Source organism: Thalassospira marina (genome assembly GCF_002844375.1).
Lineage (GTDB): Bacteria > Pseudomonadota > Alphaproteobacteria > Rhodospirillales > Thalassospiraceae > Thalassospira > Thalassospira marina.
In genome coordinates, this window is the sequence record NZ_CP024199.1 from 4,333,872 (window position 1) to 4,347,804 (window position 13,933).

The following is a 13,933-nucleotide window of genomic DNA, read 5'->3' on the forward strand; positions in this document are numbered from 1 at the left end:
ATTCAATTCCTGCCTGATATGGGCATGAGATTTGCCAATGCAAATTTCGCGGGAATATCGGTGTTATGACCCCTGCCCTGCAACATATCAGTTGGCACTGGCAGCCTGGTCCAAAAAACAGTCGCCCCGCATATAGCGGAGCGGCTGATATTTATAAACGATAAATTTCACATTGCTGCCATCAGGCCAGGGCAGGACCAAAGGGGACCTGCCTTGATGGATGAAGCCGGGTAACTGCCAACATCCAGGTTTGATCGCGCGTCAGCTTACCGGTTTGGTGCCGCAAGCCTTTGAAATCGCGTTATAGGCATCGGTAAAACCAGACAGGGAATAACTGTCGGTGGTTTTTGTATCACGGGATGAATAGCCAACAACCGTCATCTTGACGCCTGCTTTCATTGCCTTGACCAACTTGCGGTCTTCTTCGCTGTTCACGGCCCAGGCTGAATCATCATAGGTAAACAGTTTAAAACGATTCGAATCGACCTGAACATCGACTTCACTGTTTTTCTTGTAGGTATACCCGGTGATAAAGCTGACTTCGTTAAACAGTTTCAGGGCGGGACGATGCGTGACCATCACGTAAATTTTGCCGCGCTTGTTATAGTCACCTTTGGCCGATGTCGGCTGGCTGCCCATATAGCAAACCTTTTTGCCTTTCTCGGTATAGGTATAGGCTTCCCACTTATTGTAAACGTCGATCAATTCCGGGGAATTCTGCGCAAAGGCTGAACTGCTGCTGGTCACTGACACCATCATGGCAATTGCGCCAAGAAGTGTGCTTTTGACGAGACGATGTACTGCTTTTTCCATGGTATCCGCGTAACTAATCTGTGGTTATCAGGATCTTGGTGTTGGCAAAAAGCCAACAGGCGTACATTGCGATCAAAATGGAAAATCCAGCCAGAAGGCCGGTTTTGCAGGGTCCATTTTCATCACATTATAAACCGAATAAATCATTACCCATCAATGTGGCGTGGAAAGGTAAAGATTCGACCAAGGAATCACAGCTTTTTCACTATTGGCGGATGTATCTGCCCAGCAGATATTTACCCGGAATGCGATTGCCGGGATTTTACGATCTCGTCCAGGCAATCCTGCAGCTCGATTTTGTCTTCGCCGTTGCGCAGGCGCGCAAGCATATGCACCAGAACCGGTTCCTTGCTCGTACCCTGCGGATAAAAGAAAACATCAAGCGCACAGCGCTCAGACCGGTATTGCCAAACCTTTGCCGCACCTTCGCCGCGCTGCATTTCCGGTTTGCCCAGCTTGGCTTCAACCTTTTTGCCATCAAGATTGGCAAGCGAAGCCGCCTTGATCTGCACAAAGGGAATGGATGCCGTTTCCTTGGGCTTTACCGGTTTTGCCGGTTTTAGCGGGGGTTTGCGCGCGGCCAGCGAAGCTGCCTGGTTATTGGCCTTTTCAGGCGTTTCGGCATTTTTCGCAGCAGCGGTTTTGGAAGATGATTTGTAATCCGGCGTTATTGCGTCGCTATAGGACGCCCCTTTCAGGGTATTTTTGCCGTAATCATTATTTGTGGCACCAGGTGCAACCGCATTGCCAGCACAGGCGGCCAGCATCACCGAAAGCCCGATTGCGGATAAAACAGCACCCAGCCTTTTCCGGGCGCTGATGGACAGCATCCCGGAAAATTCAGGCAGGTCTTTTAAGATCGATGCGGCGCGCACGGATCAGGAATCGTCGCTTTTGCGCGGAATGGTAATCGCGGCAGACGGTGCCTGGCGCAGTGCCGGATCATCGATGCTTTCGACATAATCAAGGGTGCCCTTGATCTGCGCACCGCTGGCAACCTGCATGCTGCCGTAATTGATCGAACCCTGAATTTCAGCAGTTCCCAGAATGGAAACGCGATGTGCGTTCAGCTCGCCCTGGAATTTGCCGCTGATTTCGGCTTCATCAACCGTGACGGTGCCAACAAACGTGCCGCCGTCGCAAATTTCAATGCGCTGGCAGTCATTGATCTGGGCTTCGACATGGCCTTCAACAACCAGAATGTCGCATGAACCGATTTCACCCGACAGGCGGATATCCCGGCCAACCGTCAGCTTTTTGCCTTCGTTGTTGGAAACCGGGGTGCTCGGGCGGTTTGCACTGCCACGGGTCGGAATTTCCAACGGACGTTTCGGAATTTCCGGGCGGAAGTTGGTGGAATGCGGTTTGCTGGACATTGCGGGTTCATCCTTGGTGCGCGTCTGGGTGAACAGGCGCGGCTCACTGCGTTTTTCAGGTGTATCTTCCGGTTTGTTTGCCGGCGATGATGCTGCGCTTACCTCCGGCCCGGGGGTCGGTGCTTCATTCTTCGCGCCGGTAACTTCCGGTTCCAAAGATGTATCCGACGAAGCGGGTCTGCTGTCGACTGTTTTGTTGGCTTTTTTCTTACCGAACATGGGATTGATCAATCCTTGTCTTGCAGTTTCTGGCGAGAGGTAGCGCCATTAAGGTGGGTTGTAACGAAAAACGGGTTTGTTTTCAGACGTGTCAGGCGGCCACACCGGGCTGGAAGGCGCCAAGACGGATGGAATAATGCACCATGAAGGCCGTCGCAATGATCGGCGCAACCAGGTTGACGATGGGAATGGTCATCAGAAATGTCAGGGCCACACCGGCGATCCAAAGTTTCATCTGTCGGCGTTTGCGAAAGGCGGTCATGGTTGGAACATCAAAGCGGCGTGCTGCCACCAGTTCAAAATATTCGCGCGACAGCAGATAACCGTTCATCGCATAGAAGGCGATGACATAAACCGGGCCAAGAACCAGCAGCGGCAAAATCAGGATATTGAGCAAAAGGGCGGTCAGCGCAAATTTAAGCCCGCTGATCAGTGCTTCAAGAAACGGTTGGTGGCGGGGTTGCGGCAGGTGCGGATAATGCTTTTCTTCAACCGCTTCGGCGATCTGGTCAAGCAGCAGGCTGCTGATCAGAACCGTAACCGACGGGAATAACAGCAAAACCAGAACCGCCAGGCCAACACCAAGCAGCCAGTCAATAGCGGTTTCAAGCCAGCCGCCATTGGTGAAAAAATCAATCGAATTCAGGGCGAAACCAATAACGCCCCACAGGGCCAGTATGGTGACAATCGCACCGCCAACCCCGATCAGAACCACACGGCGAAATCGGGGGTCCGAAAACTGGGCCAGGGATTTCATGAAATCATTGATCATTTTTTCGGGTCGGTTCCTGTTTTCATCTGACGGGTGCCAATTACCATTTCCGGCCCGATCCGGGCGGAAAGGCGGGCAATTTTCATCACGCTCTATGGTGATAGGCAATTAAAATTAACAGCCGGTGAAGCCCGCCCCCACTTTTGCCAATAACCCCGAAAAGATGCAAATAATCGTTACTTTCAGGCGAACTTGCGCCGGAAAATCGCAACATCTGCTGTTTCATGGCCTGGGGAATGGGGGACGCGGGTGCTTCATACCACCCGTTTGCTTGAAAATCGCGGGAATCCGGACAAAAAAAGGCGCCCGGCCAGGGGGGTAACCGGACGCCAGCGCTCCATCAGTCTGGAGCGTGAGGAACGGTAGGGGAAACCGCTTCCTCACACTGGTCTTCCTGAAAATGAGGAAGCCTTGTGACAACAAAGGATATGGGAATATGGGTGCGCAATTACCAGTATCGCGCAGGACATGGCGGCTATTAATTTAACGCATGGCAACGAAAAAACGGTCAGTTAACCGGGCATTTCATGTGCCCAATAAAAAACGGGGCTGTCTGTATGCAGCGCCCCGTTTTACGTATGTTTTTCAATGTAAGGTATATTTTGCCAGGCCGGGTTTTAAATCATTGCGCCTGTGCTGGTGTTGGCCTAGTTACCCCGGCCAATCCAGATACGTTTAAATTCAAACAAACTTTGATCCAGTTTCATGCCTTCTTCGGCATTGAACAGGGTCACGGTGGTTTCAATACCGGTTGCATCCTCGACCACCCACTGGCGCAACTGCATTGGATTATCCTGGAAAACCAGGGTCACATTGCCAGCACCGGGGTCGGATTTACGGATCAGCTTGATACGGATGGTTTCGGCCGTACGGCGGAAATCGATGATTTTGACATCGCGGCTCAGCGAAACATTATCAGCCAGGATCAGCCCGGCCGGGGTTTCATCAATGTCAAAATAGGTTGGTGCGTTGATTTCCTTGTCATAATAAATGAAATCATGCCCGGTTGCGACCAGCAGGATTTGCGAGGGCGGCGCATATTCAAAGCGCATCTTGCCCGGCCGCTGCATGTAAAGTTCGCCCTTGGCGGCCCCGCCATCCGATGAAATCTGGACAAAATCGGCCTTCAGCGTGGTGATCCCGTTCAGGTAATCCTCGATCCGGGAAACATCCTGTTGCTGGTCGCTGGTCAGGGTTACGCTGTCGGCTGCCTGTGCACTGGCCGGGGCAAGTATGCCTGTTCCGGCAAAAGGTAAACCCGTGATGGCCGCACCGGCCAAAAGGGTGGTTACCGCAAGCGGACGAACGGCGGATGCAAGTTTTCTGGCAGTCGTGGCGAAGCGCAAATTTAAACCCATTTAAGTAGCCTGTTTGTCAGAACCGCTTGACGCAATGGCGATTGCGAAAAGCCGATGGCAGGTGATAGTAATTTCATCAAACTATTAACGTATCGCATCATTTGGCGTTCAAGGCCAGCCCGGTCAAGCAATGCCTGCAAATGATCACAATTGGCGGAAAATTGCCTGAATTGGCCTCCGCGACAAGGAGATACCCGGAAGATGAGCCGTATTGTAGCCATCCAGATGGACCCGGTTGAAGATATCAATATCAAGGGTGATTCGACCTTTGTGATGGGTCTTGAAGCCCTCGCACGTGGTTATCAGCTTTATCACTACCACCCTGACGACATGTTTTACGACCAGGGCCGTGTCAAGGCACAGGTCCGGCCGATGGTCCTGCGTTACGAAGCAGGCAACCATTACGACCTTGGTGAAGCAAAGATCATTGATCTTGGTCGTGAAACCGACGTGATCCTGATGCGCCAGGACCCGCCCTTTGACATGAACTATATTACCGCCACCCATTTGCTCGAGGCGGTCCACCCGGAAAGCTTTGTGGTCAACCATCCCGGCCATGTTCGCAATGCACCGGAAAAGCTGTTTGTTACCGAATTTCCCGATCTGATGCCGCCGACCATGATCACACGGTCCATTGACCGGATCCGTGATTTCCGCAAGCAGCATAAAGACCTGATCGTAAAGCCGCTTTTCGGGAATGGCGGCGCGGGTGTTTTTCACATTAAACCCGATGATGAAAACATTGCGTCCCTGGTTGAACTGTTTGCCGCACAATCGCGCGAACCGCTGATGGTTCAGGCCTATGTGCCCGCTGTGCGCAAAGGTGACAAACGCATCATTCTGGTCGATGGCAAGCCGGTTGGCGCGATCAACCGTGTTCCGGCCGAGGGTGAAGCCCGCTCGAACATGCATGTTGGTGGCGTTGCTGAAAAATCGATGCTGACCGATCGTGAAAACGAAATTTGCGAACGCATCGGCCCGGAACTTAAAAAACGTGATCTGATCTTTGTCGGCATTGATGTGATTGGCGATTACCTGACGGAAATCAACGTTACCTCGCCCACCGGCCTTCAGGAAATCAACCGTTTTGACGGTTCCAAACTGGAATCCCTGATTTGGGATGCCATTGAAACGCGCCTTTCTTAATGCGCCTTTCATAACGATCACATCGCCAATTTTGGCCCGCCCCTGTGCTGGCCCTAATACAAAGCCCCTTTGATTCAGTTTTGCTGGTCAAAGGGGCTTTTGTTTATGCGCAAATGTCGGGTACGGACGGCCAATATGGGCTCAAGCTTTTGCTAACATATTGTTTGCGCGGTTTAATATCGCTGCGATTTGCCACGATTATGTCACAGGCAGCGGGCAGGCTGTGGGGCAAGGGCAGGCAAACTTCCTGTTTTTACGGAACTTCCTGCCGGTTTTGGGCGTATCACCTGTTCCGGGGCTTTGGCTTCATTGCGAAAAGGCAGCAATATGAACGCGGCAAGTACGGCAAGTGACGATATTTCAGGCGATTGGCTGGCAGGACCATTTTTGTTTGGTCGGGGTTGTCATGCCGGAACTGCCCGAATGGCGGCCCTTGTCATCACCCGTTCCGATATCTCGCCGCCGCTTTTATCCCCGATGGGGACTGGCGCTGTTCAACCGGTTCGGCTGGCCGAAAAATTTGATCGGGTGTACTGGCGCTATGATTTTGGCCTGCCGCAACAGGCCGGTGCCTGGTACGAACTTGGCGGCCAGCATTTCCCCGTTTCCACCGATTTTGGCGATGAAGTCGGCCTTGCCTTTGTCTCCTGCAATGGTCAGGAAGAAGGCGACCTTGACCGCCCGATAGAAGAACGCAATGCCCTTTGGGCTGATTTATGCGACCGCCATGATCTACAGCCGCTTTCGCTGCTGCTGCATGGGGGTGATCAGATTTATGCCGATAATGTCTGGCATTGCCATGCCAAAATCGAAACTTTTCAAAAGGCATCAACCCGCGAAAAACGCGCGATGGCCTATAGCGGCGATATGGCTGACGCGGTTTTGAAATTCTATCTTGATCATTATCTGACCGTTTATTCCCTGCCCCAGATCGCCTATCTGATGGCACGTGTTCCCTCGGTCATGATGTGGGATGATCACGATATCTTTGATGGCTGGGGCAGTCATCCCGGCGGGTTTCAGGAAATGGAAGTTGCCCGTGGCATGTTTGAAGCCGCGCGTTACGCCTTCATGCTGATGCAACTGTGCATCGCGCCCGATGGCCGCGATATGCCCGATGGTATTTATGATCGCAGCGCCCAATCTTTTGGCTGGCGATATGATTATCCTGGTATCAGCATCATTGCCCCTGATCTGCGGTCCGAACGCCGGCGTGATGCCCTGATGGGCGATGTGGGTTGGCAAACCCTTGAAAAAATGGTGCGCGATATTCCCGCCACCAACCGGGTGCTTTTAATGTCCAGCGTCCCGGCGATTGGCCCGCGTCTTTCGGTGGTCGAAGCGATTTTGCGGATCATGCCGCAATCCCAAAAATACGAAGATGATTTACGCGACCAGTGGCAAAGCCGCGCCCATCGCCAGGAATGGCGGCGTTTTCTTGAACTGATTGAAAATCTTGCCAATGAAGGTGATCACGACATCACCATTCTGTCGGGCGAAATTCATCTGGCGACACGCGGCGTTTTTGAAATTCGATCGCGCGTGGTGCATCAATTGGTGGCATCGGGCATTGCCCATCAGGCCCCACCGGGCATGTTTGCCCACTGTCTTGGTTTTCTGGCCTGGCTGGGGGAAAATCCGCTGCCCGGGCGGCCCACGCGGCTATGTCCATTGCCGGGTAAATCCTCCATTTATGTGGCAGAACGCAATTATCTGTTATTAACCCGCCATCAGGCCGCCTGGCGCGCCAATTGGCGGCTGGAGGATTCCGGCCTCAGCACCGATCTGGAAATCTGACATGTCTGTTGGCTGCCATTATCATCCTGTAAAGGCTGCTGCGCCATGATGGGTGATGTTGTCTGCTGACACGCTGCTTTTGCACTGCCCGCCTATTTCGTCCCATTTGAATAAAGCCCAGGATCTGACATGCGCCTGTTTTTCTCCTTTACCTCGCCTTTTGCCCGCAAAGTCCGCATCTGCCTGCGCGAACTGGGCCTTGCCGGTACTGTCGATGAAATCCTGATCAATCCGTGGACGGATGAAAAGCTGCGCGCGATCAACCCGCTGGCAAAGGTGCCAACCCTGGTAAGCAATGATGGCCAGGTTATTTTTGAATCCGGCGTTATTTGCGATTTTCTTGATGAAGAAGCCCGCAGCCACGGCAAAATCGACCGGCGCCTGTTTCCCATTGCCGGGCCCAGCCGCTGGCGGGCATTGCAATTACAGGCCCTTGCCGATGGCATCATGACGGCAACCGGCCGCCTGTTTGCTGACCAGCAGCGCCCGGAAAACGAACGATCCGATTTTGTCATGAACCGGCAGGCCGATGCCGTTACCGCTGGTCTTGCAGCCCTGAATGATCAGATCGATATTTTAAATGCCGATCTGCCCGGTATTGGCGAAATTTCGGTGGCATCCGCACTGGAATATCTGGCTTTTCGCTGGCCCGATGAAAAACAGTTTCCCCTGCCCGCTAACCTTGCCGCCTGGCGCGAAACCATTGGGCAGCGCCCGGCAATGGTTGAAACACGGTTTTATCTGCCAAAATAACCACCAACAGGGCCTGGCTGCCCGGTTTTCATTGGCTGTGCGCCGGGTTTGAGCAGGGTTTACGATAAAGCGTCTGTCGTAACGGGCAAAATCGGGTATACAGGGCGCCAGCATTTTGCCGCACGCAATGATTGGATCATCACATGACTGAAATTTCCCGCGCCGTACGTGAACGTGCCTGGGCGAAGGCAAAGAAAATCAAGGGTGAAAACCCCGATGAAGTCCGTGTGCACAAGGCCAGCGGCATTACCATGAAACGCGCCAGCTTTGGTAAAATGCGCAATTTCGGCTGGACCGTGGTCGAAGGTAAAGCCGTGCCCTGCCGCAAGGAATTTTTGCAACCCCGCCCGGAAGACCAGGTTGCGGATGATGCAGCAGAAGCCGATACCGATATCGATGCTGAAGATGCAAATATCGAAACGGATAAAAATTCCTGATCTGGATTATTTGAATAATCCTGAAATGTGAATTTTAGCACTGATCGCGGTCAAAAATCCCGGATTTAGATTTATCGGACATATTCTGATGTGATCTCGCGTTTGCCGGGAAACCAGGTGCTCCTTGCAAAGCATTTCAAAATTGCACGTGCTGGTTGCCTGTGATCGTTTTTGACGCCAAAGTAGGCGTCTTGGGGATCAGACAGGCAGCATCATGACCGCACATGTAACAACCGTGGCCTTTGCCGGCATCGAAACCATTGCGGTGGATGTTCAGGTCCAAATGGCCAGCGGGTTGCCTGCCTTTACCATTGTTGGCCTGCCTGACAAGGCGGTATCCGAAGCCCGCGAACGGGTGCGTTCGGCGCTGTCGGCCATGGGTTTGTCCCTGCCGCCCAAACGCATCACCATCAATCTTGCCCCGGCGGATTTGCAAAAGGAAGGTTCGCATTTTGACCTGCCCATTGCCCTTGGCCTGCTTGCGGTGATGAATGTTATCAGCCTTGAAGATGTTTCATCCTGGGTGGTTTTGGGCGAATTGGGGCTTGATGGCTCAATCTCACCGGTGGGTGGCGTTTTGCCTGCAGCCATGCAGGCGGCCAGCCAGGCATTGGGCATTATTTGTCCCAAGGCCAATGGCAGCGAAGCCCTGTGGGCGGGGGACCTGGATATTCTGGCTGCCCCCAGCCTGATTTCCCTGATCAATCATTTCAAAGGCAGCCAGATTTTACCGCGCCCGGTAGAAGTGAAAGCGCTTTCACTTTTTGAAGACCAGCCCGATCTGCGCGATATCAAGGGGCAGGAAAGTGCCAAGCGCGCATTGGAAATTGCGGCGGCTGGCGGCCATAACCTTTTGATGAATGGGCCGCCCGGTTCGGGGAAATCAATGCTGGCGGCGCGTTTGCCGGGCCTTCTGCCAGACCTTTCAGCAGCTGAGGCCCTTGAAAGCACCGTGATCCATTCGGTATCGGGCACCTTGCCCGAAGGCGGGCTGGTTCGCCAGCGTCCTTACCGGACCCCGCACCATTCTGCCAGCATGCCGGCATTGGTGGGCGGCGGGCACCGGGTACGGCCGGGCGAAATTTCGCTGGCCCATCACGGGGTGCTGTTTTTGGATGAATTGCCCGAATTTCAGCGCAACGTGCTGGATGCTTTGCGCCAGCCGCTGGAAACGGGGCAGGTTTCGGTTGCACGCGCCAATGCCCATGTCACCTACCCGGCCCGGGTGCAACTGGTCGCAGCGATGAATCCGTGCCGGTGCGGGTATCTGGGCGATGAAAGCATGGCTTGCAGCCGCGCCCCGCGCTGTGGCGAGGATTACCAGAACCGCCTTTCCGGCCCGCTGATTGACCGGTTTGATATCCAGATCGAGGTTCCCGCCGTCAGCGCCGAGGAACTTGATGCCCCGGCCAATGGCGAAACCACGGCAGCCGTGCGCAGCCGCGTACTGGCTGCGCGTGCGCGCCAGCAACAGCGTTATCGCGATGATCGCAAGGTAAGCTGCAATGCCATGGCCGATGGCGAGGTTTTAACCCGCCACGCCACACCAGATGAAGAAGGCCGGACCCTGCTGCAGGATGCGACAAAACGGCTGCGGCTATCGGCCCGTGGGTATCACCGTATTTTGCGGGTGGCCCGCACCATTGCCGATCTTGCCGAAAGTGATGTCGTCCTGCGCATCCATATTGCTGAGGCCCTGATGTATCGTCAGATGGTTTATCGCCGCTGATACCGGGTGATTAACCGTGACAGGGTGGGAAGTGGCCGCACTGTTGCAGGTTTTTCCGGCAATGTTGGGGTTTTAAATGCCCCTTTCCTGATGCTTTGGTGCGGCGTCAGTTCGCTCAATCAGGTGAAAATGATCTGGGGCGAACATCGGCACATACAGAGTGAAAGCGCTTTCACTCTGGCCGCCCGTCAATCAGGAATCAATTTGGAATTGGCACGACAATGGGTTGGCCGGTGAGCGGACCTGTGATGATTGATGGGGTGGGTCTGGTTTTGATTTTGATCAGGCGGGCGGTGGTGGGAAAACGGGAACAGGTTTGAATTTGGTTGTGGTTGATTTTGGGCAGGTCAGATCAGCCAAACCAGTTTTCTTCGTCATCCAGGCGCGAAAAGCGATAGACGCCCGAAGGTGGGACATTGCGCATGGTGTGGCCAACGCGCGAAGCTTTAAGACCAAGGCGGTTCAATATGCTGGAATGAACCGGGCAGCGCGGGCTGTAGGTGAATTGATAAAAATAGCCGCCGCGCCGGATATAGCGAAACGCACCATCAAGCACGCCCATCACCTGACGCGGATTCATAGAGAGCATCGGCAGGCCGCTAATCACGGTGCCAAGGTTTTGTTCAGGATAAAGGTTGGCTTTGCCCAGGCGGGTTGCATCCATGCAAACCACGCGCGCCTGGGGAAAGCGCGCGGCAAGGGTATGGGCAAAATCCTGACCGGCTTCAATCAGGGTCAGGTCGCGCTGATCCAGGCCACGGGCCAAAAGCGCACGGGTAAAAACACCCGTTCCGGGGCCAAGTTCCAGAACAGGTCCATTTTCGGGGTCGACTTCACGGGTCATAAGCTCTGTCAAGGCTGACCCGGATGGGCTGATTGCGGCAACACGCCTGGGATCGGCGACCCAGGCGCGTAAAAACGGCAACAAATCGGACATAGGGTTTTCCATCCTTCCGGCAGCGGCGGGCACCGCTCAGCGTTCGTTATGATGCGCTCTCATATGGTCGATAGAAGGTGGTGATTTTGCGGCAAACTCACTGCTTTTTATGCCGTTTTCATGGCCTTTGCCGCTGCACCTTCCGGCAGGTGCCAGTCGGCCATTGCAAGTCCTAGTGCCGGTGCAAAAGCTGATCGACGATTTTTGCCTTGGTCGGATCGGCATAAAAACTGGCCGGGACGATCAGGGTGCCTTTGCTGCCATCGGCGGCCTCGATCATATAGATGGTGGCATCATCGCCGGGGTCGGTTCCGGTATCAACGCTGCTGCTGTGAACGATGCGAAGATCCTTGACCGGATAGACCGGGCCATCCCCATCACGCTGTACACCGCTTTCGGTGCAGACAAAGCTATGGGTGAAACCATGCTCTACGGCATTATCCTGCAGCTCTGACAGGTTCATAACGCTCTCCTCTGGCTTGTTGCGGTGTCTTTTGCAAACGTTGCAGCGTGCCATGTGTTCCCGGCACGCCGAGAACAGCCATCCTGCGCCCGAATTGTGGCATTGGCCTGTTGATCGCGTTAAAAATGCAAGAAATTACCGATAACCGGGCCGATATAGCCGGAATTGGCAGGAAAAGAGCCTTTAAGACCAGCCAGAGCACCAGAAAGAGGGGTAAACCTGCCCAAACCGGCTGGTTTTCAGGACAGATTCGGGCTTGAACCCTAAAGTTCGCGCTTCATGCCTTCGTGGCTGGCAACAAACCCCAGTCTTTCATAAAAGCGGTGGGCATCGCCGCGGCTTTTATCGGTGGTGAATTGCATCAACGTTGCACCAAGTGCGCGGGACATTTCAATTGCCTGCAGGATCATGGCTTCACCAATTTTGTGGCCACGATGTTTTGAGGAAACCCGGACCCCTTCGATCTGGGCGCGCAAACGGCCCTGCCGCGACAGGCCGGGGATCAGGGTCAGTTGCAGGCAACCGACAATATCGTCACCCAGAACAGCAAGCAGATATTTGTTGGGCAGGGCCTCGCTGGAAGTCGATTCCATGGCGTCAAACGCCCTGTAATAAACATCTGGCAGCGGATCGGTGAAATCTTCGCGGGTTTTGCCTTTTTCATCATCGGCCAGCAGGGCGACAATGGCAGGAAGATCGGATCGGACGGCAAAACGAAAGACCGGGCTGGTCATGGCATTCCCCTGCAAAATAATGATCTGCCCATCTTGTAGGAATTTTGCCCGCGCTCATCCATCAAAAACCGGGTTTTTGTGGTTGCGGGCATATCAGCAGGCGTTAAGCATGGATTTGCCACATAATGCATGTCCTGTTTGCACCGTCATAAAATACTCCCTGCCACGATTACGTCGCAGGGGGACATGCCAGGTAGGTGTCAAACCGCGTTGGCAGTTTGGCCGATCGCGGTTTTTGGCAAAGCCTGTGATTAATAGCCGGTATCGCGATCAACCAGACCAGCGGGTGTTTCGCCCTTTTCGATACGGGCGATATTTTCGGCAATCTGGTTGACGGCCGGGCCGATACGGGTGGCAGCGGCGATATGCGGCGTCAGGCGGATTTTCGGGTGGTTCCAGAAAGGATGACCTTTGGGCAGAGGTTCGTTGCAGGCAACATCCAGGAAGGCACCACGCAGATGGCCCATATCGACCAGACGCAAAAGGTCTTCCTCGACAATGACGGCACCGCGTGATGCATTGATAATGGCGGCATTTGCAGGCAGTTTTGACATGCGCGCACTATCAAGCAGCCCTTCAGTCTGGCGCGTGCGCGGCAGCAGGCAGATCAGAATATCGGTCTGACCCAGAAATTCATCCAGCGTTTCGTCCCCGGCAAAGGTGGCGACATTTTCAATCGCTTTCATCCGGCGGCTCCAGCCTGAAACACTAAAGCCCAGATCGGAAAGCTTGGTGGCGACCGCAGCCCCCAATGCGCCCAGCCCCATCACGCCAACGCGAAAATCGCTGATTTCGGCCACGTCGTGGGGGTGCCAGTCGTCTTCTTTTTCGTGGCGCAGGTAATGGTCAAAATCGCGCATGAAATGCAGCGTCGCATAGACATGATATTCGATCATCTGCTGGGCCATGCCGGCATCTTCCAGTCGAACAATCGGCACATTTACCGGCAGTGACGGGGCCGAAAGCACATGTTCAACCCCCGCGCCAAGCGAAAAAATGGCACGCACATTCTCAAGGCTTTTGATCATGCCCTGGGGCTGTTTCCATAACAGGGCATAATCGATTTCGGCGGGATCATAATCCTCGTCCTGGGAATAGATGGTGGCGTCGGGCAGCCGGGCCGTCATTGCCTTTTTCCAGCGGGTTTCGTCGCCCTGTGCGGCGATCAGGATTTTGCATGGGGCAGACGCAGGCATGGCTGCTCTCCTTTTTTGTTGCAGGGGCCAGGCCCTGATTTGTTATCGGGATGTGAATTTATAACGCATTTGGGGCAGCAGCGTTCCCCAAATCCATGTTTTTTGCCGGTTTTTCGGCTGTCATACGCGTAATTTCGCCCCGGCCTGGATTATCTGGTTGTTAGCCACGGGTCGCTGCGTTGCCTGCCTTACAGCTAAAGGCG

Annotated in this window: 15 protein-coding genes; 6 read left to right on the forward strand and 9 right to left on the reverse strand. The window is 54.2% G+C overall.

Annotation, left to right across the window (positions count from 1 at the left end; genetic code table 11):
* Positions 1-261: 261 nt before the first annotated feature.
* The 3 genes from CSC3H3_RS19715 to CSC3H3_RS19725 all read right to left on the reverse strand — a co-directional run bounded on the left by CSC3H3_RS19715 (position 262) and on the right by CSC3H3_RS19725 (position 2,189).
* Positions 262-813 (reverse strand): invasion associated locus B family protein, encoded by a 552-nt coding sequence (locus CSC3H3_RS19715; RefSeq protein WP_101265359.1) that lies wholly within the window; start codon positions 811-813, stop codon positions 262-264.
* 236 nt (positions 814-1,049) lie between these two features.
* Positions 1,050-1,688 (reverse strand): hypothetical protein, encoded by a 639-nt coding sequence (locus tag CSC3H3_RS19720; protein WP_101285940.1) that lies wholly within the window; start codon positions 1,686-1,688, stop codon positions 1,050-1,052.
* Positions 1,689-1,691: 3 nt separating this feature from the next.
* Entirely contained in the window at positions 1,692-2,189 is a 498-nt protein-coding gene (locus tag CSC3H3_RS19725) for a bactofilin family protein (RefSeq protein ID WP_245881193.1), read from the reverse strand.
* Here CSC3H3_RS19725 and CSC3H3_RS25050 point away from each other — a divergent pair.
* Positions 2,179-2,451 carry a hypothetical protein gene (locus tag CSC3H3_RS25050; protein WP_245881194.1) on the forward strand — a complete coding sequence of 91 codons (273 nt, stop codon included), beginning with the start codon at positions 2,179-2,181 and terminating at the stop codon, positions 2,449-2,451. The genes CSC3H3_RS19725 and CSC3H3_RS25050 overlap by 11 nt on opposite strands.
* 48 nt (positions 2,452-2,499) lie before the next feature.
* Here CSC3H3_RS25050 and CSC3H3_RS19730 read toward each other — a convergent pair whose 3' ends face one another.
* Complete coding sequence (locus CSC3H3_RS19730; RefSeq protein WP_101285941.1) at positions 2,500-3,180, reverse strand: EI24 domain-containing protein; 681 nt, start codon at positions 3,178-3,180, stop codon at positions 2,500-2,502.
* A gap of 647 nt (positions 3,181-3,827) precedes the next feature.
* Positions 3,828-4,538: a LolA family protein gene (locus CSC3H3_RS19735; RefSeq protein WP_101285942.1), complete on the reverse strand. Its 711-nt coding sequence runs from the start codon at positions 4,536-4,538 to the stop codon at positions 3,828-3,830.
* A gap of 201 nt (positions 4,539-4,739) precedes the next feature.
* Here CSC3H3_RS19735 and gshB point away from each other — a divergent pair, with 201 nt between their 5' ends.
* The 5 genes from gshB to CSC3H3_RS19760 all read left to right on the forward strand — a co-directional run bounded on the left by gshB (position 4,740) and on the right by CSC3H3_RS19760 (position 10,400).
* Positions 4,740-5,684, forward strand: a complete 945-nt coding sequence (gshB, locus tag CSC3H3_RS19740; protein ID WP_101265369.1) for a glutathione synthase — start codon at positions 4,740-4,742, stop codon at positions 5,682-5,684.
* A 423-nt stretch (positions 5,685-6,107) separates the two neighbouring features.
* Positions 6,108-7,481 (forward strand): alkaline phosphatase D family protein, encoded by a 1,374-nt coding sequence (locus CSC3H3_RS19745; protein WP_245881195.1) that lies wholly within the window; start codon positions 6,108-6,110, stop codon positions 7,479-7,481.
* A gap of 129 nt (positions 7,482-7,610) precedes the next feature.
* Positions 7,611-8,234, forward strand: coding sequence for a glutathione S-transferase family protein (locus tag CSC3H3_RS19750; protein ID WP_101285944.1), 624 nt, complete (start codon positions 7,611-7,613; stop codon positions 8,232-8,234).
* 143 nt (positions 8,235-8,377) lie between these two features.
* On the forward strand, positions 8,378-8,671 hold the full coding sequence (locus CSC3H3_RS19755) for a hypothetical protein (RefSeq protein ID WP_101285945.1): 294 nt from the start codon (positions 8,378-8,380) through the stop codon (positions 8,669-8,671).
* A gap of 214 nt (positions 8,672-8,885) precedes the next feature.
* Entirely contained in the window at positions 8,886-10,400 is a 1,515-nt protein-coding gene (locus CSC3H3_RS19760; protein ID WP_101285946.1) for a YifB family Mg chelatase-like AAA ATPase, read from the forward strand.
* Between the two features lie 352 nt (positions 10,401-10,752).
* Here CSC3H3_RS19760 and CSC3H3_RS19765 read toward each other — a convergent pair whose 3' ends face one another.
* The 4 genes from CSC3H3_RS19765 to CSC3H3_RS19780 all read right to left on the reverse strand — a co-directional run bounded on the left by CSC3H3_RS19765 (position 10,753) and on the right by CSC3H3_RS19780 (position 13,730).
* Complete coding sequence (locus tag CSC3H3_RS19765) at positions 10,753-11,337, reverse strand: class I SAM-dependent methyltransferase (protein ID WP_101285947.1); 585 nt, start codon at positions 11,335-11,337, stop codon at positions 10,753-10,755.
* Positions 11,338-11,509: 172 nt separating this feature from the next.
* Positions 11,510-11,800, reverse strand: a complete 291-nt coding sequence (locus CSC3H3_RS19770; RefSeq protein WP_101265379.1) for a phosphoribosylpyrophosphate synthetase — start codon at positions 11,798-11,800, stop codon at positions 11,510-11,512.
* Between the two features lie 263 nt (positions 11,801-12,063).
* Positions 12,064-12,534 (reverse strand): GNAT family N-acetyltransferase, encoded by a 471-nt coding sequence (locus CSC3H3_RS19775; protein ID WP_101285948.1) that lies wholly within the window; start codon positions 12,532-12,534, stop codon positions 12,064-12,066.
* Positions 12,535-12,785: 251 nt separating this feature from the next.
* On the reverse strand, positions 12,786-13,730 hold the full coding sequence (locus CSC3H3_RS19780; protein WP_101265381.1) for a 2-hydroxyacid dehydrogenase: 945 nt from the start codon (positions 13,728-13,730) through the stop codon (positions 12,786-12,788).
* Between the last annotated feature and the right edge of the window lie 203 nt (positions 13,731-13,933).

Excerpts from the sequence above, each read along its gene's own strand:
- CSC3H3_RS19715 (WP_101265359.1), bottom strand. The coding sequence starts at position 813 with ATGGAAAAAGCAGTACATCGTCTCGTCAAAAGCACACTTCTTGGCGCA.
- CSC3H3_RS19725 (WP_245881193.1), bottom strand. The coding sequence starts at position 2,189 with ATGTCCAGCAAACCGCATTCCACCAACTTCCGCCCGGAAATTCCGAAA.
- CSC3H3_RS19730 (WP_101285941.1), bottom strand. The coding sequence starts at position 3,180 with ATGATCAATGATTTCATGAAATCCCTGGCCCAGTTTTCGGACCCCCGA.
- CSC3H3_RS19735 (WP_101285942.1), bottom strand. The coding sequence starts at position 4,538 with ATGGGTTTAAATTTGCGCTTCGCCACGACTGCCAGAAAACTTGCATCC.
- gshB (WP_101265369.1), top strand. The coding sequence starts at position 4,740 with ATGAGCCGTATTGTAGCCATCCAGATGGACCCGGTTGAAGATATCAAT.
- CSC3H3_RS19745 (WP_245881195.1), top strand. The coding sequence starts at position 6,108 with ATGGCGGCCCTTGTCATCACCCGTTCCGATATCTCGCCGCCGCTTTTA.
- CSC3H3_RS19750 (WP_101285944.1), top strand. The coding sequence starts at position 7,611 with ATGCGCCTGTTTTTCTCCTTTACCTCGCCTTTTGCCCGCAAAGTCCGC.
- CSC3H3_RS19755 (WP_101285945.1), top strand. The coding sequence starts at position 8,378 with ATGACTGAAATTTCCCGCGCCGTACGTGAACGTGCCTGGGCGAAGGCA.
- CSC3H3_RS19760 (WP_101285946.1), top strand. The coding sequence starts at position 8,886 with ATGACCGCACATGTAACAACCGTGGCCTTTGCCGGCATCGAAACCATT.
- CSC3H3_RS19765 (WP_101285947.1), bottom strand. The coding sequence starts at position 11,337 with ATGTCCGATTTGTTGCCGTTTTTACGCGCCTGGGTCGCCGATCCCAGG.
- CSC3H3_RS19770 (WP_101265379.1), bottom strand. The coding sequence starts at position 11,800 with ATGAACCTGTCAGAGCTGCAGGATAATGCCGTAGAGCATGGTTTCACC.
- CSC3H3_RS19775 (WP_101285948.1), bottom strand. The coding sequence starts at position 12,534 with ATGACCAGCCCGGTCTTTCGTTTTGCCGTCCGATCCGATCTTCCTGCC.
- CSC3H3_RS19780 (WP_101265381.1), bottom strand. The coding sequence starts at position 13,730 with ATGCCTGCGTCTGCCCCATGCAAAATCCTGATCGCCGCACAGGGCGAC.